This is a genomic window from Brevundimonas sp. UBA4553 (assembly GCF_002387245.1).
In the GTDB taxonomy this organism is placed as follows: domain Bacteria; phylum Pseudomonadota; class Alphaproteobacteria; order Caulobacterales; family Caulobacteraceae; genus Brevundimonas.
Map to the genome: position 1 here is coordinate 20,453 of NZ_DGLD01000019.1, position 22,236 is coordinate 42,688.

23 protein-coding genes are annotated in these 22,236 nt (G+C 67.0%); 18 read left to right on the top strand and 5 right to left on the bottom strand.

Annotation, left to right across the window (positions count from 1 at the left end):
• Nucleotides 1-112 precede the first annotated feature (112 nt).
• Together rplQ and B4A39_RS12495 are read left to right on the top strand one after the other, a co-directional pair.
• Nucleotides 113-529: a 50S ribosomal protein L17 gene (rplQ, locus tag B4A39_RS12490; protein WP_292036869.1), complete on the top strand. Its 417-nt coding sequence runs from the start codon at nt 113-115 to the stop codon at nt 527-529.
• A 1,023-nt stretch (nt 530-1,552) separates the two neighbouring features.
• The gene (locus tag B4A39_RS12495; RefSeq protein WP_292036870.1) at nt 1,553-2,029 is read left to right on the top strand and encodes a GNAT family N-acetyltransferase; all 477 of its coding nucleotides are present in this window, start codon (nt 1,553-1,555) and stop codon (nt 2,027-2,029) included.
• Between the two features lie 3 nt (nt 2,030-2,032).
• On the opposite strand, the gene B4A39_RS12500 is transcribed toward B4A39_RS12495, so the two are convergent.
• Together B4A39_RS12500 and B4A39_RS12505 are read right to left on the bottom strand one after the other, a co-directional pair.
• The gene (locus tag B4A39_RS12500; protein WP_292036871.1) at nt 2,033-2,896 is read right to left on the bottom strand and encodes an ABC transporter permease subunit; all 864 of its coding nucleotides are present in this window, start codon (nt 2,894-2,896) and stop codon (nt 2,033-2,035) included.
• Nucleotides 2,886-3,809 (bottom strand): ABC transporter ATP-binding protein, encoded by a 924-nt coding sequence (locus B4A39_RS12505; RefSeq protein ID WP_292036872.1) that lies wholly within the window; start codon nt 3,807-3,809, stop codon nt 2,886-2,888. The genes B4A39_RS12500 and B4A39_RS12505 overlap by 11 nt, the downstream gene beginning before the upstream one ends.
• A 99-nt stretch (nt 3,810-3,908) precedes the next feature.
• Between B4A39_RS12505 and B4A39_RS12510 the strand changes: the two genes are divergently transcribed.
• From B4A39_RS12510 to bla, 4 genes are all read left to right on the top strand, one after another.
• Entirely contained in the window at nt 3,909-5,135 is a 1,227-nt protein-coding gene (locus B4A39_RS12510) for an ectonucleotide pyrophosphatase/phosphodiesterase (RefSeq protein ID WP_292036874.1), read from the top strand.
• Between the two features lie 95 nt (nt 5,136-5,230).
• Nucleotides 5,231-6,472, top strand: a complete 1,242-nt coding sequence (locus B4A39_RS12515; RefSeq protein WP_292036875.1) for a TCR/Tet family MFS transporter — start codon at nt 5,231-5,233, stop codon at nt 6,470-6,472.
• Nucleotides 6,473-6,571: 99 nt separating this feature from the next.
• The gene (locus B4A39_RS12520) at nt 6,572-7,960 is read left to right on the top strand and encodes a trypsin-like peptidase domain-containing protein (RefSeq protein ID WP_292036877.1); all 1,389 of its coding nucleotides are present in this window, start codon (nt 6,572-6,574) and stop codon (nt 7,958-7,960) included.
• 85 nt (nt 7,961-8,045) lie between these two features.
• Entirely contained in the window at nt 8,046-8,927 is an 882-nt protein-coding gene (gene bla / locus B4A39_RS12525; protein ID WP_292036878.1) for a subclass B3 metallo-beta-lactamase, read from the top strand.
• Here the strand turns inward: bla and B4A39_RS12530 are convergent.
• Both B4A39_RS12530 and B4A39_RS12535 read right to left on the bottom strand, forming a co-directional pair.
• Nucleotides 8,924-9,337: a VOC family protein gene (locus B4A39_RS12530; protein WP_292036880.1), complete on the bottom strand. Its 414-nt coding sequence runs from the start codon at nt 9,335-9,337 to the stop codon at nt 8,924-8,926. The two genes, bla and B4A39_RS12530, sit on opposite strands and share 4 nt — an antisense overlap.
• Before the next feature lie 4 nt (nt 9,338-9,341).
• Complete coding sequence (locus tag B4A39_RS12535; protein ID WP_292036881.1) at nt 9,342-9,761, bottom strand: VOC family protein; 420 nt, start codon at nt 9,759-9,761, stop codon at nt 9,342-9,344.
• A gap of 67 nt (nt 9,762-9,828) precedes the next feature.
• Here B4A39_RS12535 and B4A39_RS12540 point away from each other — a divergent pair, with 67 nt between their 5' ends.
• The 11 genes from B4A39_RS12540 (at nt 9,829) to B4A39_RS12590 (ending at nt 20,656) form a co-directional block, all read left to right on the top strand.
• Entirely contained in the window at nt 9,829-11,136 is a 1,308-nt protein-coding gene (locus B4A39_RS12540; protein ID WP_292036882.1) for a replication-associated recombination protein A, read from the top strand.
• Nucleotides 11,137-11,241: 105 nt separating this feature from the next.
• Entirely contained in the window at nt 11,242-11,694 is a 453-nt protein-coding gene (locus B4A39_RS12545) for a hypothetical protein (protein WP_292036883.1), read from the top strand.
• 11 nt (nt 11,695-11,705) lie between these two features.
• On the top strand, nt 11,706-12,434 hold the full coding sequence (locus B4A39_RS12550; protein WP_292036884.1) for an RluA family pseudouridine synthase: 729 nt from the start codon (nt 11,706-11,708) through the stop codon (nt 12,432-12,434).
• A gap of 78 nt (nt 12,435-12,512) precedes the next feature.
• On the top strand, nt 12,513-13,007 hold the full coding sequence (locus B4A39_RS12555) for a CC0125/CC1285 family lipoprotein (protein WP_292036885.1): 495 nt from the start codon (nt 12,513-12,515) through the stop codon (nt 13,005-13,007).
• 781 nt (nt 13,008-13,788) lie between these two features.
• Nucleotides 13,789-16,833: a TonB-dependent receptor plug domain-containing protein gene (locus tag B4A39_RS12560; protein ID WP_292036886.1), complete on the top strand. Its 3,045-nt coding sequence runs from the start codon at nt 13,789-13,791 to the stop codon at nt 16,831-16,833.
• 158 nt (nt 16,834-16,991) lie between these two features.
• Complete coding sequence (gene crcB / locus B4A39_RS12565) at nt 16,992-17,390, top strand: fluoride efflux transporter CrcB (RefSeq protein WP_292036887.1); 399 nt, start codon at nt 16,992-16,994, stop codon at nt 17,388-17,390.
• Nucleotides 17,387-18,382 (top strand): RluA family pseudouridine synthase, encoded by a 996-nt coding sequence (locus B4A39_RS12570; RefSeq protein WP_292036888.1) that lies wholly within the window; start codon nt 17,387-17,389, stop codon nt 18,380-18,382. The genes crcB and B4A39_RS12570 overlap by 4 nt, the downstream gene beginning before the upstream one ends.
• A complete protein-coding gene (locus B4A39_RS12575) occupies nt 18,379-19,056 on the top strand; it encodes an HAD-IA family hydrolase (protein WP_292036889.1) in 678 nt (225 codons plus the stop codon). The genes B4A39_RS12570 and B4A39_RS12575 overlap by 4 nt, the downstream gene beginning before the upstream one ends.
• 9 nt (nt 19,057-19,065) lie before the next feature.
• Nucleotides 19,066-19,830 carry an ATP12 family chaperone protein gene (locus tag B4A39_RS12580; protein ID WP_292036890.1) on the top strand — a complete coding sequence of 255 codons (765 nt, stop codon included), beginning with the start codon at nt 19,066-19,068 and terminating at the stop codon, nt 19,828-19,830.
• 155 nt (nt 19,831-19,985) lie between these two features.
• Nucleotides 19,986-20,360 (top strand): hypothetical protein, encoded by a 375-nt coding sequence (locus tag B4A39_RS12585; protein WP_292036891.1) that lies wholly within the window; start codon nt 19,986-19,988, stop codon nt 20,358-20,360.
• Nucleotides 20,357-20,656, top strand: a complete 300-nt coding sequence (locus B4A39_RS12590) for a winged helix-turn-helix domain-containing protein (RefSeq protein WP_292036892.1) — start codon at nt 20,357-20,359, stop codon at nt 20,654-20,656. The genes B4A39_RS12585 and B4A39_RS12590 overlap by 4 nt, the downstream gene beginning before the upstream one ends.
• A 4-nt stretch (nt 20,657-20,660) precedes the next feature.
• Here the strand turns inward: B4A39_RS12590 and B4A39_RS12595 are convergent, their stop codons facing one another.
• Nucleotides 20,661-21,428, bottom strand: coding sequence for a pseudouridine synthase (locus B4A39_RS12595; protein WP_292036894.1), 768 nt, complete (start codon nt 21,426-21,428; stop codon nt 20,661-20,663).
• Between the two features lie 310 nt (nt 21,429-21,738).
• On the opposite strand from B4A39_RS12595, the gene B4A39_RS12600 reads away from it, so the two are divergent.
• Nucleotides 21,739-22,233, top strand: a complete 495-nt coding sequence (locus B4A39_RS12600) for a hypothetical protein (RefSeq protein ID WP_292036895.1) — start codon at nt 21,739-21,741, stop codon at nt 22,231-22,233.
• Nucleotides 22,234-22,236: the final 3 nt, after the last annotated feature.

Sequence of the window (22,236 nt, forward strand, 5' to 3'; positions counted from 1 at the left end):
ACCCTCCGCCCAGCGCCCTTCGGGACGCGGATGGGGCGGTTAGAAGAACAAGGCCCCAGGTCCCGCCCCTTTAGTTAAGGCCGGAAACCAGGGTTGAGTAGGAGAGACCCCGATGCGCCACGGCGCCGCTTACCGCAAGCTCGGCCGTACGGTCAGCCACCGCCAAGCCATGTTCGCCAACATGGCCGCCTCGCTGATCAAGCACGAGCAGATCACGACCACCCTGCCGAAGGCGAAGGAACTGCGTCCCTTCGTTGAGAAGCTGGTCACCCTCGCCAAGAAGGGCGACCTGCACGCTCGTCGTCAGGCCATCAGCGCCGTCCGCGACGTGCCGCAAGTCGGCAAGCTGTTCGAAACGATCGGCCCGCGCTACGCCGAGCGTTCGGGTGGTTACATCCGCATCATGAAGGCCGGCTTCCGTCACGGCGACAACGCCGCGATGGCCGTGATCGAGTTCGTCGACCGCGACACCGCCGCCAAGGGCCTGGACTCCGGTCCGGTCTACGCGATCGAAGGCGACGAAGCGTAATCCGCTTTTTCGACCGAGACATTGAAGGGGCGGCTGGAGCAATCCAGCCGCCCTTTTCATTTGGCCGCCCTCGCGGCTCCGGCTAGCGTTCGCCGGTCTAAGGGAGCGCGCGGTGCTTAGAAGTCTTGCGGCGGCCATAGTCGGCCTGGTCCTTCTGGCGGCGTGCAGCCCGATGAAGCTCTCCCATCTTGATCGGCCTTCGTCGGAGCGCGTGCTGGAGGCCGTTGGCAAAGGGGGAGGCGGGACGAGCCGTCACCGACCAAGGGCAGGTTCTTGACCTCGGCGGTGCGGTCACGGCCGGGCCGTGGGTCTGCGCGACGACGTTTGAACCCGCCTGTATCGCTGCGGGACGCGTCACGGCGCTGGAGGTGCGGCAGGCGCCCCGATCGCCCTGGTGGGCCTATGCCGTTGCAGCGCCCTTCGTCCCTTTGGTCCTGGGCGACATGGCGCTTCAGGAGGTGGATCGCAGGCTGACCGGCGGACCTCAGACCTTTTCGGCGCAATGGGCCGCCAGCGATGCCGGTCCCTGTATCCGGCATGTGCGCCGAGACAAGAGCGGGGCCTGGCCTTCAGATCAACAAATCCGAGCTGATCTCTATCGACGACGTGGCGCCCTGGGCGGTCGCTGTCTGGTGCAGTTGGCGGGGGACTTCGCCTTTCCTGCAGCGGAGCGGCGCAGGATGTCGCTGACCGGATTGGCGCGGTGGAGGTTCGAAGCCTTCGCCTGTGTTCGAGCCCGTCCCGACGCGGAAGCGGGGGCGTCGAGGGCTCTTGTGCCCCGCCCGTGGGACCTGGACGGGCGCGAGGTCGATTGGCCGCTCGAACTCAAAACCATTCTCGAAGACGAGGATACCTGGGCTGTGACCGATGAAGTGACCGAGGGCTGCCGATCAGCAGGGGGCGCGGCTCCAGATCTGTCTCTCGCCGTGGCGAGGGCGCGAGAGGGATGGCCGCTGCCGTCGATCTGAACCGAGCTTGGGCAGGGCTATTCTCGCCGGCGCCATCCGGCGCCATAGACGACCCATGAGCGAACCACTGTACCGTATCGTCGGCTATCGCCCGGAGCATCGCGCTGCCTGGCAGGCTTTGAATGAAGCCTGGCTCCACGAGGGCGGCTTCCGCATCGAGGACAAGGATCGGAAGGTTCTGGGTGACCCGGAAGGGCAGGTCCTGAGCCAGGGCGGACACATATTCATCGTCGAGCGCGAAGACGGAACGGCGGCAGGCTGCTGCGCCCTGATGGCCATGGATGACGGGCTGGGCTTTGAAGTCGCCAAGATGACCATCAGTCCCGAGGCGCGGGGCGGCGGGCTGGCGATGCGCCTCCTGGAGGCCTGTGAGGCGAGGGCGCGGGCGGTGGGGGCGCACCGGCTCTATCTGGAGACCAGCTCGACCCTGGGGCCGGCGCTGGCTCTCTACGCCCGCTTCGGATTCGTGCATCTGCCGCCGCAGCCGACGCCCTACGCGCGCGCCGACGTGTGGATGGAGAAGCGGCTGTAGCCGCTACTCCTTCGATAGATCCTGACGGCTGAACCAAGCGATAGCCGCGGCCAAGGGAAGCAGGGTCCATAGGGTCAGGCTGGTGATCGCCTTTACGGCGATGCCATCGGGCAGGGTGGACGCGTCCATGCCGCCGTTGACCAGGGCCTTGAGCGCCTCGAACGCCGTCCCGGGCAGCAGCAGTTGGGTCAACCAGTCGCCGGGCTCAAGCCCCAGCAAAGGCGCGAACGGACCGCCGAGGAAGAACTGGGCGACGCCGAGCACCACGGGGATGAAGAGCGCCGCCAGCAGCGATCGCGTGACGGTGGCGGCCAGCAGGCTGATCATCAGGAACTGAACCACGCGCACGAAGGACAGCAGGAACAGCAGACCGAACTGGCCCGCTTCGGCGGCGCCGAAGGTGAAGGTCAGGGGGCGGTCGAAGATGGCCGCCTTGATGACCTCGGAGACAGCGCCGGTCAGCAGCAGGACCACCATGGCGACGAGGGCCAGCAGCTTCAGCACGCCGACCTTGCCCAGCAGCAGGTTGGGGCGGCTGTTGCGGGCGCTGATCAGACGCCAGGTCTCCCAGCGATAGTCGCCGGCGTAGAGCGTGGCGGCGCCGATCAGCAGGAAGGCGAGGATGGCGGGGTTGGCCAGGTCGCCGGCGCTGTTGGCGATGGCCTGACCCAGATCCAGCGGGCCGCCCAGCGACAGCTCGGGCGGCAGTTGGCCTCCGCTGATCTGCGCCGCCTTCGACTTGACGACCAGGAGCCCGACGATGGACAGCGCCAGGCCCATGATCGGCACGAAGAAGACGCTCCAGAAGACCGCGGTGCGGTTCTGGAGCAGGCGATAGGCTTCGGAACGGATGGCGTCAGCCAGCATGGAGGGCCTCCCGGACCTGAGCAGGGGTGCGCGCCGGACCGGTCTCGGCCATGAAGACGCTTTCCAGATCGGCGCCGACCCAGCGGGCCTCGTCGATGTCCACGCCCTGTTCGATCAGGGCGCGCAGCAGGGCGGGGGCCTCGGCGCGGGGAATGGCGGCCAGAACGGCGTCGCCGTCCAGCGTCGCCCGGTCGCCCAGCACGCCCATGATCCTGGCCAGAGGCGTGGCCGACAGGCGCAGGCGTTCGCCGGAGGCGGTCAGTTCGCTGACCTTGCCCTCGGCGGCCAGTGTGCCGCGATTGAAGATGGCGACCCGGTCGCAGACTCGTTGGACCTCGAGCAGCTGGTGGCTGGCCAGGATGATGGTCACGCCGTCGTCGTCGGCCAGGCTGCGGATCAGGGCGCGCATCTCCTGAATGCCGGGCGGGTCCATGCCGCTGGTCGGCTCATCAAGGATGACGAGGTCCGGTTTGGTCATCAGGGCGGCGGCGACGCCGAGGCGCTGCAACATGCCGACCGAGAAGCCGCGCACGCGGCGGTTGGCCGCTTCGGTCAGGCCGACGCGGTCCAGCCAGGCGTCGATGGCGGCGTCCTGTCCCATGCCGTGGGCGAGAGCGAGCCAGTTCAGCACCTGGCGCGCGGTCATGTAGGGCGGGAAGCGCGGCGTCTCGATCATGGAGCCGATGCGACGCATCACGGCGGGATCGCCCGCGTGCTGGCCCAGGACGCGGACCTCGCCCGCCGTCGGCCGGATCAGGCCCAGCAGGATGCGGAACAGGGTGGACTTGCCGGCCCCGTTTGGCCCCAGCACGCCATAGACCCCGCCGCGCGGGATGGAGAGGCTCAGCCCGTCCAGGGCGCGCACGGCGCCATAGGTCTTGGTCAGGCCGGTCGTTTCGATAACAGCGGTCATGCGGTCGAGCTTGGCCCGATGGGGATAAGCCGACAAGCCGTCTTCTTGCTGTCGCAGATTAAGCTTAGGCAATCTTCCCGAAGTCGCTTCGGAGTTCCCATGTTTTCTCGCGTCGCGGGCCTGTGTCTGGCCCTGCTGCTGACCGCCTGCGCCACCACGCCTGTCGTCGCCCCTGAGCCGCAGACTGCCGAACGGCCGCTGGTCATGCTGGTCTCCATCGACGGGTTCCGCGCCGACTATCTGGACCGGGGCGTCACGCCCAACCTGTCGCGACTGGCGAGCGAAGGGGCGACGGGGTCGATGCGGCCGTCCTTCCCCAGCGTGACCTTCCCCAATCACTATACGCTGGTGACGGGATTGCATCCCGACCACCATGGCATCGTCGGCAACAACATGATCGACGCCGAACTGGGCCGCTTCAGCCTGGGCAACAAGCAGGCCGTGACGGACCGACGCTGGTGGGATCAGGGTGAACCGATCTGGGTCTCGGCCGAGAAGGCCGGGGTAAAGACGGCGACGATGTTCTGGCCCGGCTCGGAAGCCGACATTCGCGGCGTGCGGCCGTCCTACTGGACTCCCTTTGATCAGGGGATGCCGGGCGATGCACGCGTGGACCGGGTGCTGGAATGGATGGACCTGCCGGCGGACCAGCGGCCGCAGCTGACCACCCTCTACTTCGACATCGTCGACACCCAGGGTCACCACAACGGTCCTGACGCGCCCGAGACCGCCGAGGCCATACGCTCGGTGGACGCTTCGATCGGCCGCCTGGTCGAGGGCCTGAAGGCGCGGGGTCTTTATGAGCGCACCGTGCTGGTGGTCGTGTCGGATCACGGCATGGCCGCGACCTCGCCGGAGCGAGTGACGTGGATTGACGATCTGATTGACCCGGCGGCGATCCAGATCGTCTATTCCGGGGCGGTGACCTTCCTGAACCCGGTGGCGGGGCGCGAGGCCGAGGTCGAGGCGGCCCTGCTGGGCTCGCGCCCGCATCTGGACTGCTGGAGAAAGAGCGAGATTCCGGCGCGGTTCGTGCTGGGCTCCAACCCGCGCGTCTCGGCCATTGTCTGCGCCTCGGAGCCGGGCTGGAGCTTCACGACCAGGGCGCGGCCGGTGACCAAGCCGGGCGGGGCGCACGGCTATGACAACTTCGCGCCGGAGATGGCGGCCATCTTCATCGCGCATGGGCCGGGCGTGATTCAGGGACGGCGTCTGGCCGATCTGGACAGCGTGGACGTTCAACCCTTCCTGGCGCGTCTGTTGGGCGTGGACGCGCCGCGCGGCGACGGGCGGGCGGAGGACACCCTGCCGGTGACGACCCGCTGACGGCGCCATTTGTGGTCCCGGATAGCCCTGTGGGCTTCCGGGATGACGGGAGAGGGGGCGCGGTCTAGAACACCCGTCCAACAGATCGGCGCTCCATGTCCCTGCATCATCCCAAGGTCCGCCGCGCGGCGATCGCCTTTATCCTTGTGACGGCGGTGCTGGACATCGTGGCCATGGGGATCGTCATTCCGGTCCTGCCGCACCTGATCGAGGAGTTCGTCGGCTCGAACGCGCGGGCGGGGCTGCTGAACGGCGTTTTCGTGGCCCTATGGGCGGGGATGCAGTTCCTGGCTTCGCCCGTGATCGGCTCGCTGTCTGACCAGTATGGGCGGCGGCCGGTGATCCTGATCAGCTGCGCTGGGCTGGCGGCCGACTATGTGCTGATGGCGCTGGCGCCGAACCTGTGGTGGCTGGCGGTCGGTCGGCTGATCGCGGGCGTCACCTCGTCCAGCTTCACGACCATCTACGCCTACATGGCCGATATCACCGAGCCGGAGAAGCGGGCGCGGGCCTATGGCCTGATCGGGGCGGCTTTTTCGGGCGGCTTCGTGCTGGGGCCGGTTCTGGGCGGCTTCCTGGGCGAGTTCGGCCCGCGCGTGCCGTTCTGGGTGGCGGGCGGCCTGTCGGGCGTGGCCTTCCTCTATGGCCTGTTCATCCTGCCCGAGAGCCTGGCGCCGGAGAAGCGGATGAGGTTCAGCTGGGGCCGGGCCAACCCCGTCGGGGCCATGATGCTGCTGAGGCGTCACGCCGAGCTGGCCGGCCTCGCGATCGTGAACTTCCTGCTCTACTTCGCCCATCATGTGTTTTCGGCGGTCTTCGTCCTCTATGCCGGGCTGAGATACGACTGGGGGCCGTGGCAGGTGGGGATGCTGCTGGCGCTGGTCGGGGTGCTCGACATGATCGTTCAGGGTCTTCTGGTCGGACCGGTGTCGAAGCGGCTGGGCGACCGGATGACCATGATCCTGGGCCTGTGCGGCGGCACGATAGGCATCGCCCTGATGGGCTGGGCGCCTACGGGCGTCGCCTTCATCATCGCCATGTTGCCCAACGCCCTGTGGGGACTGGCCATGCCGACGCTGCAGTCCCTGATGACCCGGCGCGTCAGCGAGAGCGAGCAGGGCCAGTTGCAGGGCGCGAACATGAGCGTCGCCTCCATCGCCGGGGTGGCGTCGCCCCTCTTCTTCGGCTGGGTCTATTCGGAATCGGTGGAGCAGGGGATGTGGGCGCCCAATCCGGGGCTGGCCTTCTATCTGGCGGCCGTCGTTCTGGCCCTGGCCGCGCTGATCGGCTGGATCACCGCACGGCGCGCGGAACGGGAAGAGGTCACGGTCGTTTGATCGCGGGCGGGCGTCAGGCTTGGCCGTTGGCCTTGATCCTGTCTCAAACCCGTTGCGCAATGCCTTGTTAATTCAGCCTTCCGAACGAGACCGGACCCGATGAAGACGTCCAGACTGGCCATCGCCGCCGCCCTGATGCTGTCCGCCTGCGGCCAGCCGCAACCGTCCAAGGCGCAGGAAGGCGTCTTCGCCGAGCAGCCGCGTCAGGCCCCGCGCGACGCCGGGGCGATGAAGTCCAGCTTCGCCCCCGTGGTGCGCGAGGCGGCGCCCGCCGTGGTCAATATCTCGGCGCGCGGCGTGCAGCAGGTGCGCGATCCCTTCTTCGAGATGTTCGGCGGCGGACCGCAGTCGCGGGTGACCGGCTCGATCGGCTCGGGCGTCATCGTGCGGTCCGACGGGGTGGTGGTGACCAACAACCACGTCATCGAAAACATGCAGCAGATCCGCGTCACGCTGAATGATCGGCGCGAGTTCGCGGCCAGGGTGCTGCTGGCGGATTCCCGCTCCGACATCGCGGTGCTGCAACTGGAGGGCGTCGAGGGGGCGCTGCCCGCCCTGCGCATCGACGATCAGGAAGAACAGCAGGTCGGCGATCTGGTTCTGGCCATCGGCAATCCGTTCGGGGTCGGCCAGACGGTGACCAACGGCATCATCTCGGCGGTGAACCGCACCGAGACGGGGATCAGCGATTCCGGCTCCTTCATCCAGACCGACGCGGCCATCAACCCCGGCAACTCGGGCGGGGCGCTGGTCGACATGGACGGCGACCTGATCGGCATCAACACGGCCATCTTTTCCCGCACCGGCTCCTCAAGCGGCGTGGGCTTCGCCGTACCGGCGACCATGGTGAAGCGGGTGGTGGATTCTGCCATCGGCGGGGCCAAGGCCGTGGTGCGGCCCTGGCTGGGCGTGAAGGGCGACACGGTCAGCGCCGACATCGCCCGCAGCCTGGGCCTGTCGCGGCCGCAGGGCCTGATCATCACCGAGGTCTATCCGCAGGGACCCGGCGCGCGCGCCGGCCTGGAAGAAGGCGACGTCATCACGGCCGTCGACGGAGCGGAGATCAACGACCAGGGCGGCCTGAACTTCCGCGTCGGCACCAAGTCGCCCAATGACACGGTAGCCGTGACCATCCTGCGCGATGGGCGCACCCAGACGCTCAACGCCCGCGTCTCAGCCCTGCCCGGCGAGGCTGATCCCGGTCAGGGCACGACCGTGGGGCAGGGCGCGCTGGCGGGATTGCAGGGCGTGGCGCTGAACCCGGCGCTGGCCGACCGCCTGGGCGGAGATCCCTTCACCAGCGGCGTGGTCGTGACAGGGGTGCAGCGCAACAGTCTGGCCGCGCGCATCGGTCTGCGCCCCAATGATCTGATCGCGCAAGTGGACGGTCGTCCGCCGACGTCGGTGGCGGCTCTCGGTCGGGCGCAGCGCGGCACCGAGTTGACCATTCTGCGCGGCGGTCGCCGTCTGACGGGACGGTTGCCGTAAGCCATCGGAAGACGCGGCTGGGGATAGCTGGGCTGTTCGGGGTAGCGCGGCTTGCGTCCGGGGATGGGGCGTGCGGAATGGCGGGATGATCTTCTTGCCCCTCGCCGTCGCGCTTTTCATGATGTCCGCCAGCGGGGGCACCGCCCATGACGATCCCCTGACGCAGCCGATCCCGGGGAACGCGGACTGGGTGAAGCCGCAGGCGCCTCTGAGGCTCTACGGCGACACCTACTTCGTCGGGACGGGTGGTCTCAGCCTGGTGCTGATCGACACGGACGACGGCCTGATCCTGATCGACGGCGCCCTGCCGCAAACCGTGGCGGCCACGGAGGCGAGCATTCGTCGGCTGGGATTTCGGGTGGAAGACATCCGCTACATCCTGAACACCGAGGCGCACTACGATCATTCGGGCGGGCTGGCCGCGCTGGCGCGCGACAGCGGGGCGGAGGTGATCACCAGTCCCATCGGCGCCGCCGCCCTGCGGACCGGTCGGGTCGACGCCCATGACCCGCAGGCTGCGAACATCCCCGAGCATCCGCCGGTCCCCAATGCTCGCGGTATCGGCGACGGGGAGACGGTGCGTCTGGGCGATACGGTGGTGACGGCGGTTTTCACGCCGGGCCACACGCCGGGCAGCGTCAGCTGGACCTGGAAGACGTGCGAAGGCGAGACCTGCGTGGACGTGGTGTTCGCCTCCAGCCTCAACGCCGTGGCGAACGGGACCTTCACCTATACGGCGCACCCCGAGGTGACGGCGACGCTGCGCGCTTCGATCGACCGGGTGGAGGCCTTGCCCTGCGACCTGCTGATCTCGGCCCATCCCGACAACTCGGGCGGCGACGTCAAGATCGCGGCCTTGCAGGCGGGCGCGACGCCCAACCCCTTCCTCGATCCGTCAGCCTGTCGCGCCTATGCGGACCGGGCGCGAGGGCGGTTGCAGACGCGGCTGGACGCAGAAGCGCGCTAGGCGCCCCTGGCGGCGCTGATGATCGACCAGACGTGGCCGAAGGGATCGCGCAGCTTGGCGTGGCGACCGTAGAACTCGTCAGCAGGCGGTCGCAGGGCGGCGGCGCCGGCTTGGATGGCCCGGTCGAACCAGCGGTCCACGTCGTCCACCGACAGGTTCACTGAACAGGTCGTGCCGCCAAGCGTCTCGGGCGAGGCCGTGCCGACGATGTCGGCCAGTTCGGGGAATTCGTCCGACAACATCAGCGAGCCGCCGTTCAGGCCGAGGGTGGCGTGGCCCAGGCGGCCGTCCTCCATGTCGTAGCGCTCGACCACCTCGGCGCCGAAAGCGCGGACGTACCAGTCCATGGCCTCGGCCCCGCGCTTGACCATCAGATAGGGGCTGAGCGGGGGATAGGCGGGATCGGACATGGCCTTATTCCTTCTTCGGCCCGCCGATGGACCAGGTGTGGCCGAAGGGGTCGCGGACCTGGCCGTAACGGTCGCCCCAGAACTGATCTTCCAGCGGCATGACCGGGACGGCGCCGGCCACCAGGGCGCGGGTCCACCATTCGTCGGGATCGTCGACCTGGAGATGGAGGGTGACGCCTCTGGGGGTGATGTCGGCCTCGCCAGACCATTCGGGGAACTCGTCGGCCAGCATCAGGCTGGCGCAATTGATCTTGAGGTGGGCGTGCATCAGGCGCTCGCCGTCTTCGGCGGGCATCCGCAGGACCTCTTCGGCGCCGAAGGCCCGGCCGTAGAACTCGATAGCCGCCGCGCCGCCGCGCGACGGTATGGTCAGATGAGGCGTGAGGCCGCCGGTCGGGCCCTGGTTCGGCTGGGATTCGGACATGGTTCCTCCGTTCGCGCCGATAGTAGTGCGTGTGTTCGACTGAACGAACGCCTATCTAGGCTGTTCCATGAGTGATCTGTTCGAAGCCTCCGGCATCCATCCTCCCGACGCGCCCCTGGCCGACCGTCTGCGCCCGCAGACGCTGGATCAGGTCGTGGGGCAGGACCACCTGCTGGGCGAGGGCGGACCGATCCGCCGCATGGTCGAGGCCGGGCGTCTGGGCTCCATGATCCTGTGGGGGCCGCCTGGGACCGGCAAGACCACAATCGCCCGGTTGCTGGCCAAGGCCGCGGGTTATGAATATCAGTCCATTAGCGCTGTCTTTTCCGGCGTCGCCGACCTGAAGAAGGCGTTCGAGGCCGCGCGGATGCGTCGGGCTGCGGGGCAGCAGACCCTGTTGTTCGTGGACGAGATCCACCGCTTCAACCGCGCCCAGCAGGACGGCTTCCTGCCCTTCGTGGAGGAGGGGATCGTCACCTTAGTCGGGGCCACGACCGAGAATCCTAGCTTCGAACTGAACGGGGCGCTGCTGTCCCGCAGCCAGGTCTATGTGCTGAAGCGACTGGACGATGGGGCGCTGGACCAGTTGCTCGACCGGGCGGCGGCCTTGATGGAGCGGCCCTTGCCGCTGACGGCTGAGGCGCGTCAGGCCATGCTGGCCCTGGCCGACGGCGACGGGCGCTATCTGCTGACCATGTCGGAGGTGCTGTTCGACCTGCCCGAAGGCGAACCGCTGGACGTTCAGGCGCTGGCCGGCGTGTTGCAGAAGCGGGCGCCCGCCTACGACAAGTCGCGCGAGGAGCACTATAACCTCATCTCGGCCCTGCATAAGTCGGTGCGAGGATCGGATCCGGATGCGGCGCTCTACTGGCTGGCGCGGATGCTGAACGGGGGCGAGGACCCGCTCTATCTGGCGCGACGGATCGTGCGCATGGCGGTCGAGGACATCGGCCAGGCCGACCCCCTGTCCATCCTGGTCGCCAACGCCGCCAAGGACACCTACGACTTCCTGGGATCGCCCGAGGGCGAACTGGCTCTGGCCCAGGCGGTGGTCCATCTGGCCACGGCGCCCAAGTCAGTCGGGGTCTATGAGGCCTTCAAGGCGGCCAAGAGAGCGGCGCACGAAACCGGCTCCCTGATGCCGCCGGCCCATATCCGCAACGCCCCGACCAAGCTGATGAAGCAGCTCGGCTACGGCAAGGGCTACCAGTACGACCCGGACACGCCAGAGGGCTTCTCCGGCGCTGACTTCTTCCCCGACGAGATGGAACGCCGCACCTTCTACAAGCCCAAGGGCGAGGGCCACGAGGAGAAGGTCAAGGCGCGGCTGGAACGCTGGGCGGCGTTGCGGGAGCGGGCGCAAAGGGAAGGCTAGACGTCCCTTGGCCATGCAGCGGGCGCGCTGTCTTATCGCTGTTCATTGTTAAGCATGGCCGTTCGGGCTTAGCCTCTCCTCCATCGGCAACCTGGGGAGGGAAACATGACCGATATTGCAAGGCGAGCGCCGACGCCCTGGCACCTGTGGCTGGTGGGCGTGCTGTCGCTGCTGTGGAACGGCTTCGGCGGGTACGACTTCATCCAGACCACGACGCGCGGCGAAGCCTATATGCGTGAATCCGGCTTCGGCGATGAGATGATCGCCTACTACAACGCCATGCCCGCGTGGATGTATGCGCCATGGACCCTGGGCGTCTGGGGGGCGGTGATCGGGTCGCTGTTGCTGCTGGCGCGCAGCCGCTTCGCAGTCCACGCCTTTGGTCTGTCGCTGATCGGGGCGGTGGTCAGCCTGATCTATTCCAAGATGATCAACCCGCCGCCGGCTCTGCCGCCGGAGTTGGCGATGATGCAGTGGATGCCCTACGTCATCACCCTGATTGCTGCATTCCTGGCCTGGTACGCCTGGACCATGGCGAAGAAGGGCGTCCTCCGCTAAAGGCTCGGCGGGTGAAAACCCGCCAGCCCGCTTCCCTGACCGAAGAAGACATCGCCGCCGTCCGTTCGTGGGTCATCCACGAGGACGCGCACATCATCGCCTTCAACAAGCCCTCGGGTCTGTCGAGCCAGGGCGGCCGTATCCAGGCCCATACGCTGGACGACCTGCTGTGGGCCTTCGCGCGCTCGAACGGCAAGCGGCCGGAACTGGTGCACAGGCTGGACCGCGACACCTCGGGCGTCATCCTGGCGGCCAAGACCAAGCCGGCGGCTGGCTTTCTGGGCAAGGCCATGCAGATGCGCCGCTTCCAGAAGACCTATCTGGCCCTGGTGTCCGCAGCCCCTGAGCCGAAGTCAGGCCGCATCACCGCCGCCCTGCGCCGCGAAGAGATCGGCCGCGAGAGCTATATGCGGGTGGTCGAGTTCGACACGCCGGGCGCGCAAGGGGCCGTCAGCGGCTATCGCACCCTGGCGGCCAGCGAGGACGGCGCTCTGGTGGAACTGTCGCCCGAGACAGGGCGGATGCACCAGCTGCGGGTCCACATGGCCTCTATCGGCCGTCCTCTGGTCGGCGATGTGCGTTACGGCGGGGCTTTGACTTTCGCCGGACGCGGCGCGGCTCGTCTGATGCTGCACGCGGCCAAACTGTCCTTCCCGCATCCTGAGGGCGGCGAGCGCGTGACGCTGGAGGCGGCACCGCCTGCGGACTTTGCGGCCTTGCGGGAGGCGGCGGGCCTTTAGGCGGTTCAGCGGCCGTTCAGCTTCATGGCGGAACATCCTGCTTGGCTCGACGCTATGCGAGCAAAGGGAGATCGCTGCATGAAACGCCTGACCTTCAGCCTGATCGCGGTTTCGGCGCTGGCCCTGACCGCCTGCGCCAGCCTGGCCCCCTATGGGCCGCAGCAGGCGGGAAGAGGGCAGGGGTTTAGCGAGCAGCGCATTGAATCCAATCGTTTCCGCGTGACCTACAACGGCGTCGGCGCGCCCGGACCCGTTGCGGACCGGGCCCTGTTCCGCGCGGCGCAACTGACCGTCGACGAAGGCTATGACTGGTTCGAGGTGACGCAGCGGTGGCTGGACGGCCGGCCGGACAGCGCCGGGGGCGTCCGCCCCAGCGTCTCCATAGGCGCGGGCTCCAGCCGCTACGGCGGCTACAGCGCGTCAGGCGTCGGCGTCGGGCTTGGCTTCGACCTCAGCGGCCCACAGCCGACCTCCACCACGCTGGAGATCGTGATGGGGCGCGGGCAACGCCCGGATCGCGCCGACGCCTATGACGCACGAGGCGTTCAGGACGCCATCCGCGCACGACTGTAGCAACCTGAAGGATACTTCAGGCGGAAATTTCCATTTCTTTGGAACTACTGGGTCTAGCGAACCCCTTCCGATCGCAGTCACGGCGTTGAACGGTTGCGAGCTTTTCCGGATTCGCGCAGATTCGGGCCGAGGGCGTTACCGGGCGAGGCGCGCGGGAGCGGCCTTGATGGAACGCCTGCAGGGCAGGGGATCCGCTGACGGTCAGAGCGTCGCCTTGGATCTGGGCGGTTGTTCTAGGGCGTCCCTGTCCGCCTGACGCTCAGGCTGCCGTCAGCCGCGTGGCCATTCGCCAAAGCCGCTCAGGCGTTGAACCGCAACGCTTTTACTGCTCCGCTTGGTCGCCGGGACTGGGCACGCCGTCGCGGGGTCGAGCGCGCGGGGCGCGGATCGGCGCCCGAGGAATGTTGCGCGGATCGCCCGACGGCGTGGGCTCACATCGTAAATAACATCGGTATCGAAGAAGTGAAGTCGCCGAAATTGCTCCGACCTACGCCAATATCGTTCCCCATATGCGCCCGTGCAGGGATATCGACTACAGCAATAGCGTCATAAATGGGGCAAGTTTGCCTCGATCGGATGCGCGATAAACCGTGTCTACTTTGCGACATATGGGACGGCATTATCGTGACAGGCAGTAATTTCGTGGCGCAAATCGGACGCTACAGCGTAATCGAAGGGCGGATTGGTGGTCGAATCGAGAATTGGCCACCCCAGGATTTAGGGCGGGGGCGCGGGGAGCATCCTTTGCTTTGTCGCCTATCTTCAGGAGAGGGTTCTGAAATTGACCATTAAACGTGAACGCCTTTTGGCCACCACGATGATCGCCGGCCTTGCGCTGGCTGGCTTCGCTGCGCCCGCCATGGCGCAGACCGCGCCGACGGCTCCGGCCCCGGCGGATCAGGCCAGCCAGGTTGAAGACGTCGTCGTCACGGGCTCGCGCATTCGTCAGCCCAACCTGACCACCACCAGCCCGGTGACCCAGGTCACGGGCGAGGACATCGACGTCCAGGGCGTGACCCGGGTCGAAGACCTAGTGACGCAACTGCCGCAAGCCTTCGCCGCGCAGAACTCGACCGTGTCGAACGGCGCCTCCGGCACCGCGACCGTGTCGCTGCGTAACCTTGGCTCGTCGCGCACCCTGGTGCTGATCGACGGCAAGCGCATGGGCTACGGCTCGCCGCTGGACGACGCCGCCGACCTTAACCAGATCCCCGGCCAAATGGTCGAGCGGGTGGAAGTGCTGACGGGCGGCGCCTCGGCCGTTTACGGTTCGGACGCCATCGCCGGCGTCGTCAACTTCATCATGCGCCGCGATTTCGAGGGCATCGAAATCGACGCCCAGTACGGCTTCAACCAGCACAACAACGACTATGACGGCGTCGGCAACGTCCGGAACGTCGTCGCGGCTCGCGCGGCGACCAACCCGTCGCAGTTCAAGCTGCCCGACGACAACGTCACCACCGGCTTCAGCCGCGAAGTCAACATCCTGATGGGTGTCAGCACCCCGGATGATCGCGGCAACATCACCGCCTACGCCGGCTATCGCAAGAACAACAAGGTTCTGGGCCGCGACTACGACTACTCGTCCTGCTCGCTCGGCGCGCCTGCCGCCGCCACACCGAACGATTTCGCCTGCGCCGGTTCGGGCACCTCGTTCCCCGGCCAGTTCACGAACTTCGGCAGCTACACCTATACGGTTGACGACGCCGGCAACTTCATTCCTTACGTTGGTGCGCGTGACGCCTACAACTTCGGCCCGCTGAACTACTACCAACGTCCTGATGAGCGTTACACGCTGGGCGCCTTCGGTCATTATGATGTCAATGACAAGATCGAGCTCTACACCCAGCTGATGTTCAGCGACTACTCGACCATCGCGCAGATCGCGCCGTCGGGTAACTTCTTCGGCGAGTTTGCAGACGGCTTCCGCACGACGGACGGGAGCTCGACCATCCGATGCAACAACCCGCTGCTGTCGGCTCAACAACGCGGGGCGATCGGCTGTAGCGCTGCGGACATCACCTCCGGCGCGGCCAAGGACATGTATATCGGCCGTCGTAACGTCGAAGGCGGCGGACGTCAGTCGGACATCCGCTTCCAGTCCTACCGCGGCGTCATCGGCGCCCGCGGCGACCTGAACGAGGCCTGGAGCTACGACCTGACGGCGCAGTATTCCCGCGCCCAGTACACCAACATCTATCGCAACGAGTTCTCGAACACGCGCCTGGCGCGGGCTCTGGACGTTGTGACGGATCCGGTCACCGGCCAGCCCGTCTGTTCGTCGGTTGTCGCCGGCATCGACGCCGACTGCGTGCCCTACAACATCTTCCGCTCGGGAGGCGTCACGCAGGAAGCTCTGGATTACCTGCAAGTGCCGCTTCTGGCGACGGGCTGGACCACCCAGCAAGTCGTGTCCGGCTCGCTGACCGCCGACCTCGGAACCTATGGCGTCAAGTCGCCCTGGGCCACGCGCGGTGTTCAGGCGGCGTTCGGCGTCGAGTATCGTCGTGACGCGCTCGATCTGACGCCCGACGTGTCGTTCACGAGCGGCGACGGCGCCGGTCAAGGCGGCCCGACGCTGGGTCTGAACGGTGCAAACCAGGTCTACGACGTCTTCGCCGAAGCCCAGATCCCGATCGCTGAAGGCATGGCCTTCGCCGACCAGCTGTCGATCGATCTGGCCTACCGTCATTCCGAGTATGACCTCGGCGGCGGCACGGATTCCTGGAAGATCGGCGGCGACTGGGCGCCGGTTCCCTCGGTTCGCTTCCGCGCCAGCGCCCAGCGCGCCGTGCGTGCGCCGAACGTGATCGAACTGTTCACGGCGCAAGGCTTCAACCTGTTCGACCTGGACGCCGACCCCTGCGACAAGAACGTGGCCGCCAGCTACGCTGGCGACGCGGCCTGCATCGGCACCAATCCGTGGCAAGTGACCTTGGCTCAGGCGACCAGCACGGGCATCTCCAGCCCGGCGGGTCAGTATAACTTCCTGCAGGGCGGCAACACCGCACTGACGCCGGAAGAGTCCGACACCCTGACCCTCGGCGTCGTCTTCACGCCGGAGTTCCTGCCGGGCTTCAACCTGACGCTCGACTACTTCGACATCCAGATCGACAACCTGATCTCGTCGATCGGCGCGCAGAACTCGCTGGACGCCTGCTACACGGCCGGTCTGGCGGCGGCTTGCTCGAACATCCAGCGTAACTCGAACGGACAACTGTGGATCGGCACCGGCAACGTGGTCGACCTGAACACCAACATCGGTGGTCTCTCGACGTCGGGCCTGGACGTGGCGGCCAACTACCGTATGGACCTGGCCGATTTCGGTTGGGACAGCGCCGGCACGCTCGGCTTCACCATGGTCGGCACCTGGCTGCAGTCGCTCGAGACCGACACGGGTCTGGGCTTCGACAACTCGAAGTATGACTGCGCCGGCTACTACGCCAACCAGTGCGGCGTTCCGAACCCGGAATGGCGTCACCGCGCGCGCATCGATTGGGGCACCCCGATCGAAGGCCTGAACCTGGCCGGCACCTGGCGCTACTACGGTGGTTCCGAGATCGCTGTCCTGGGCGACGACGGAAGCCTGAACAACTCGCCGGCGGCCCGTATCGACCGCGAGTTCGACGCCATCAACTACTTCGACCTGGCGGCGACCTGGCAAGCTCGTGACAACGTGAACGTCCGCGTCGGCGTGAACAACGTCTTCGACACCGATCCGCCGCTGTCCTACTCGGTCGGCACCACCGGTAACAACAACACCTACCCGCAGCTGTATAATGCGATGGGTCGCTACGTCTTCTTCGGCGTTACGGCGAACTTCTAAGCACTTATCGGGCTTGGTATCTGGGCGGCGGCGGATCTCACGATCCGCCGCCGTTTCTTTTTGCCCGGAAGGCGACGGCTGTTCGCGCGCTATCTCACCGTGTTGCGGCAGGGGAAGGTCGTCTTCGCCAAAGCCGAGCGGCGGTGTAGAAGCCCGTCATGACGCAGTTTCTTCTTGTCGCCATCGGCGGCGCCCTGGGCGCTGTGGCTCGCTACGGCCTTGGTCTGATGACGGGTCGGCTGGCGCCCGGCGCGGTCTGGCCGTGGGGCACCTTCGCCGCCAATATTTCGGGAGGCCTTCTGATGGGGCTGCTGGCCGGCTGGCTGGCGCTGAAGGCGGGCGCGGGGCAGGAGAGCGTCCGCCTTTTCGCCGCCGTCGGCGTGCTGGGCGGCTTCACCACCTTCTCGGCCTTTTCGCTGGAAACGGCCTTGATGATCGAACGCCGTGAACTGGCCACGGCTTTCGTCTATGCGGTGAGTTCGGTGGTTGTTTCCATCGCCGCCCTGTTCGTCGGCCTGATGATCGCGCGCAAACTGTTTACCGGAGTGGGCGCATGAGCCGCGAAGTCCAGACCCTCTATGTCGCCGAGGATGAACACGACATCCGTCTGGACCGCTGGTTCAAACGCCGATGGCCGCACCTGACCCACATCCAGGTCGAGAAGATGGCCCGCAGCGGCCAGATCCGCGTCGACGGATCGCGGGTCAGGCCGCAGGACCGCCTGACCGCCGGCGCCGCCGTGCGCGTGCCGCCGCTGCCCGACGCCAATCCGCGCAAGCCGGGCGACCTGCACGAATTGTCGGAACGCGACGTGGCCTACGCGAAATCGCTGGTCCTCTATGAGGATCACATGGTCATCGCCCTGAACAAGCCGCACGGCCTGGCCGTGCAGGGCGGCACCAAGACCACCAAACACGTCGACCGCCTGCTGTCGGCCTGGGGCGAGGGGATGGACCGGCCGCGTCTGGTCCACCGCCTGGACCGCGACACCTCGGGCGTTCTGCTGCTGGGCAAGGGACCGGAGGCCGCCAAGCGCCTGGCCGGCGCCTTCGCCCGGCGCCAGGCCAAGAAGACCTATTGGGCCATCGTCATCGGCAATCCCAAGCCCTCGGCCGGTCAGATCGACATGGCGCTGAAGAAGACGGGCATCAACGACTTCGAGATGATGCGCCCCGCCGATCCCAAGGATCCCAAGGGAGAGCCGGCCGAGACCGCCTTCGCCACCATCAGCCGCGCCGCCCATCGCGCGTCGTGGATGGCGCTGCGCCCCTTTACCGGGCGGACCCACCAGCTGCGCGCCCACATGGCGGCCATCGGCCACCCGATCCTCGGCGATCCCAAGTATGGCGACGAGAAGTCGCGCGAACTGTCCGGCGTGCTGAAGCTGCAGCTCCATGCGCGTCGCATCGAACTGGATCACCCGGGCGGCGGCAAGCTGATCGTCGAAGCGCCGTTGAGCCCCGAGATGAAGGCCGGCTTCGCCCACTTCGGCTTCTCGGAGGACGAGAGCGAGGTCGATCCGTTCGAAGGGGTCAAGCGCCAGCGATGATAAGGCCGCTCGCTGTCTTCGACATCGACGGGACCCTGGTGGACAGCCGGGCCTCGATCTTTCGCGCCTCGTGCGAGGCGGCGCAGGTTCTTGGACTGGCCGAGCCGTCCTATGACCGGGTGCGCCAGATCGTCGGGCTGTCACTGGACAAGGCGTTGCACGTGCTGGAGCCGGGCCTGACGATGGCCGAAATGGCGGACTTCGTGGCCGCCTTCCAGGCCAGCTTCCGCGCCATGTACGAGGCCGGGCACGAGGAACCGCTCTATCCGGGCGTCATGGACACCCTGAGGCGGTTGAAGCGTGACGGGTGGCGGCTGTCGCTGGCGACGGGGCAGAACCGGCGCGGCGTGACGCGCAATCTGGCGCGGCCGGAATGGAGCGCCTTGTTCCTGTCCAGCCACTGCGCCGCCGATGGTCCGGGCAAGCCCGATCCCGCCATGCTGCTGGCCGCCATGGCCGCCTGTGGCGCCGACGCGGCCTCGACCGTCATGATCGGCGACACCAGCCACGACATCCTGATGGCCCGGAACGCTGGCGTGCATCCGCTGGGTGTCGGCTGGGGCTTCCATACGCATGAGGAGCAGGTGGTGGCAGGCGCGCAACACGTCGCCGTCGACTGCCCTGATCTGGAGGCGGCGCTGGATCGCTTCGCCTCGACCGCTATCGCCGCCTAGAAGACCGTCATGTCCCACATTCCTCCGCTTGATCCCAACGTCGCCGCCCGCAAGGGCTTTCGCGAATCCGAGGAGCGCATCAAGCGCTTCTGGGCGGTCGCGGACGTCTCGAAAGACGAGGGCGGGTGGACGGTGCGTCTGGACGGGCGTACGCCCAAGACACCGGCTGGCGCCACCCTGACCCTGCCGACCGAGGCCGCCGCGCGGCTGGTCGCCGACGAGTGGGCGGCGCAGGGCGAGTTCCTGCTTCCCGGGACCATGCCGGCCACCCGTCTGGCCTCGACCGCCATTGACCGGGTCAGCCAGACGCGCGAGCCGGTAGCGGCCGAGATCGCCGCCTACGCCGGGTCGGACGTGATCTGCTACCTGGCCGAGCATCCGGCGGCCCTGACTGAGCGTCAGCAGGCCGAGTGGGGCCCTTGGCGTGACTGGGCGGCGAGGGAATTGGGCGTGACGTTGCATACTGCCGAGGGCATCGTCCACCGGCCCCAGCCGCCTGAGGCGCTGGAACGGGTCAAGGCGCTGGCGTTGGCGATGGACGACTATGCCCTGACCGGGCTGGCGACAGCCGTGCCGCTGCTGGGGTCGGCGGTGCTGGGTCTGGCAGTGCAGCGCGGCGTCTTGTCGGGGGCGGCGGCGCTGGACCTGTCACGCCTGGACGAGGCCTTCACTGAGGAACGCTGGGGCGTGGACGAGGAAGCCGCCGCCCGGGTTGACGCCCACCGCGCCGAGGCGACGTTGCTGGAGCATTGGTTCCGGGCCTTGGCGAGATAACTTTCCAATCTGGAAAATTATCGCTTGCCGTTGTGGAAAGTGAAGCCTAGTCTTTCCGTATTGGAAAGTGAGGTTTCGTCATGTCGCAGGATCAACAGACCCCTCAAGAGGCCCTCGCATCGATCAGGGCGACGCGGGCAAGCGTCGCGCCCGCGATGAGTTATCCCGTAGCGTATGACCTGGCCTACGGCGCGGTGTGCGGGCTGCTGGTGGCAGGGCAGGGGATGCCGCAGCCCTGGTCCCTGCTGGTCCTGCCGGTCGCGCTGGGCGGACTGGCCGTCATGGTGATGTGGTGGCGCAGGAAGTTCGGTTGGTGGGTCAGCGGTTACTCGCCAAAACGCGCGCGTTGGGCGGCGTTCGGTTTGCTGGCGGTGTTTCTGGGCCTGATCGGCCTGTCTCTCTACGGGCGGTTCGTCGGACCGTGGTGGCTGTTAATGGTGTCGGGCGCATTGGGCTTTATCGCCGCCATCGTAGGCAGCCGGGTGTGGCTGGCCGTCTGGCGACGGGAGTTGGCGGAGACGGTGGAATGAGCACGCCCCCCGTTTTCGACCCCGTCATCCATGCACCGGGACGGCTGCAGATCTGCGCCCTGCTGTCGGGGATCGACGACGCGGAGTTCGCCATGATCCGCGATCGGTTGGAGGTGTCGGACTCTGTCCTGTCCAAGCATCTGAAACAGTTGGAGGAGGCAGGCTATGTCGCGCTGCGCAAGGCGGCGACGGCGGGGCGTCAGCGGACGTGGATCAGCCTGACGCCGGCGGGCAGGAAGGCGTTCGCCAGCCATGTGCTGGAATTGAACCGACTGGCCGGGATCGCGCTGACCTGAACGATCAGGCCGTCGCGCCGTTGATCAGCGCCTCGCGTTCCTCGGCCGTGATCATCCGCCAACTGCCTTCGGGCAGGTTGTTCAAGTGGATGGGGCCGACGCGGATGCGCAGCAGGTCGACGACCTCCAGATCCACCATTTCGCACATTCGACGAATCTGACGGTTGCGGCCCTCCGTCAGGATGAAGCGCAGGCGGTTCTGCTCCATGCGCGACACCTTGGCGTATTTCAGAATACGCCCGTCCAGCATCAGGCCGCGGCGCAGCAGAGCCAGCTTCTTCTCGGTGACGTCGCCCTCGACGCGGACCAGGTATTCCTTGTCCAGATGCGACTGCGGGCCGATCACGGCCTTGGCGACCACGCCGTCGGACGACAGCATCAGCAGGCCGCGGGAATCCTCGTCCAGTCGACCGATGGGGGGCAGGGAGGCGTCTTCGCCCGGAACAGCGCCCTCGCCGACGCGGTTGGCCTCGGTCAGCAGGCGGACGGCGGGGATCTTGTCCGGCTCGGGCTGGCCCGAGACATAGCCGAGCGGTTTGTGGATCAGGATGGTGACGCCCGACGCCAGAGCGGCCTCGCCCCGGTCGTTCAGGGTCAGGGTCTGGCCCGGCTCGATCTTGCGGCCCGCGTCGGTGACGCTTTCGCCGTCGATGCTGACCATGCCGGCGGCGATCAGGGCTTCGGCCTCACGCCGCGAGCAGACGCCGGTCTGACCCAGCCACTTGTTGATGCGGACAGGCTCGGGGCCGTCATAGGTGCGGGTGAAAGCCATGGCGTCGATCCTTGCAGACGCGCTCTGTAGAAGGCGGGAGGGGGACGAGGCAAGCTGTCGCGCGACCGGTGTTCGGAAAGATTTCGGGAGATGTGTATGAATATCTCTGAGGTCAGGCATCGCTGCCGCATCATTGACCATGAGCGCAGCCGCTCTATATGTTCAGTCACCCCAACGAATTGATCCAGATCGCGTCCGGCCGCTCCGTGACGCGGCGATTCCTGTTTTCAGTTTCGCATTCGGGAGGTTTCGTCCGGTCCGTGTCGATCAGGCGAATGAATATTGAACGACAACCTTCGAAGGAGACGTCTTGTACGCTCAACGCAACACCTCGACCTCACCCCGCCCGCGTCAGGGTTTCAGCCGTCCCGCCGCCGTGCGTCTGCGCATGGCGCTGATCATGCGCAAGGGAATGGATTTCGGCCCTCTGGGCGATATGGAGACGGCGCTCCGCTTTGACGGCGTGTCCCTGGCGCCGATTTCGACTGGCGACGCCAGCCTGATCAACGGCGGCGTGACGGTGCTGGCCACCGCGACAGGCGACGACATCACCAGCGGACGGGTCAAGGGCGTGGTCTTGCCGGGCGGCGAGGCGGACGAGGCGGGCGTGGCGCAGGCCAAGGCTTTGCTGAAGCTGGCCAGGGCGCAAGGCTTGCCGGTTCTGGCCTTCGCCGACGGCGTGGCTTTGGCGGCTGAAGCGTTTGGCGTCGCAGCGGAAGCTCCGGGCGCGGTCTTCCAAGGCGACAAGGCGGCTCTGATCAATGAGCGCGCCGAACTGTCGGCCGTGGTCGCGACCATTTCCTGATGT

What these genes read in the sequence shown, in the direction of transcription:
- rplQ (WP_292036869.1), top strand. Translation starts at nt 113, where the DNA reads ATGCGCCACGGCGCCGCTTACCGCAAGCTCGGCCGTACGGTCAGCCAC.
- B4A39_RS12495 (WP_292036870.1), top strand. Translation starts at nt 1,553, where the DNA reads ATGAGCGAACCACTGTACCGTATCGTCGGCTATCGCCCGGAGCATCGC.
- B4A39_RS12500 (WP_292036871.1), bottom strand. Translation starts at nt 2,896, where the DNA reads ATGCTGGCTGACGCCATCCGTTCCGAAGCCTATCGCCTGCTCCAGAAC.
- B4A39_RS12505 (WP_292036872.1), bottom strand. Translation starts at nt 3,809, where the DNA reads ATGACCGCTGTTATCGAAACGACCGGCCTGACCAAGACCTATGGCGCC.
- B4A39_RS12510 (WP_292036874.1), top strand. Translation starts at nt 3,909, where the DNA reads ATGTTTTCTCGCGTCGCGGGCCTGTGTCTGGCCCTGCTGCTGACCGCC.
- B4A39_RS12515 (WP_292036875.1), top strand. Translation starts at nt 5,231, where the DNA reads ATGTCCCTGCATCATCCCAAGGTCCGCCGCGCGGCGATCGCCTTTATC.
- B4A39_RS12520 (WP_292036877.1), top strand. Translation starts at nt 6,572, where the DNA reads ATGAAGACGTCCAGACTGGCCATCGCCGCCGCCCTGATGCTGTCCGCC.
- bla (WP_292036878.1), top strand. Translation starts at nt 8,046, where the DNA reads ATGATCTTCTTGCCCCTCGCCGTCGCGCTTTTCATGATGTCCGCCAGC.
- B4A39_RS12530 (WP_292036880.1), bottom strand. Translation starts at nt 9,337, where the DNA reads ATGTCCGATCCCGCCTATCCCCCGCTCAGCCCCTATCTGATGGTCAAG.
- B4A39_RS12535 (WP_292036881.1), bottom strand. Translation starts at nt 9,761, where the DNA reads ATGTCCGAATCCCAGCCGAACCAGGGCCCGACCGGCGGCCTCACGCCT.
- B4A39_RS12540 (WP_292036882.1), top strand. Translation starts at nt 9,829, where the DNA reads ATGAGTGATCTGTTCGAAGCCTCCGGCATCCATCCTCCCGACGCGCCC.
- B4A39_RS12545 (WP_292036883.1), top strand. Translation starts at nt 11,242, where the DNA reads ATGACCGATATTGCAAGGCGAGCGCCGACGCCCTGGCACCTGTGGCTG.
- B4A39_RS12555 (WP_292036885.1), top strand. Translation starts at nt 12,513, where the DNA reads ATGAAACGCCTGACCTTCAGCCTGATCGCGGTTTCGGCGCTGGCCCTG.
- crcB (WP_292036887.1), top strand. Translation starts at nt 16,992, where the DNA reads ATGACGCAGTTTCTTCTTGTCGCCATCGGCGGCGCCCTGGGCGCTGTG.
- B4A39_RS12570 (WP_292036888.1), top strand. Translation starts at nt 17,387, where the DNA reads ATGAGCCGCGAAGTCCAGACCCTCTATGTCGCCGAGGATGAACACGAC.
- B4A39_RS12575 (WP_292036889.1), top strand. Translation starts at nt 18,379, where the DNA reads ATGATAAGGCCGCTCGCTGTCTTCGACATCGACGGGACCCTGGTGGAC.
- B4A39_RS12580 (WP_292036890.1), top strand. Translation starts at nt 19,066, where the DNA reads ATGTCCCACATTCCTCCGCTTGATCCCAACGTCGCCGCCCGCAAGGGC.
- B4A39_RS12585 (WP_292036891.1), top strand. Translation starts at nt 19,986, where the DNA reads ATGAGTTATCCCGTAGCGTATGACCTGGCCTACGGCGCGGTGTGCGGG.
- B4A39_RS12590 (WP_292036892.1), top strand. Translation starts at nt 20,357, where the DNA reads ATGAGCACGCCCCCCGTTTTCGACCCCGTCATCCATGCACCGGGACGG.
- B4A39_RS12595 (WP_292036894.1), bottom strand. Translation starts at nt 21,428, where the DNA reads ATGGCTTTCACCCGCACCTATGACGGCCCCGAGCCTGTCCGCATCAAC.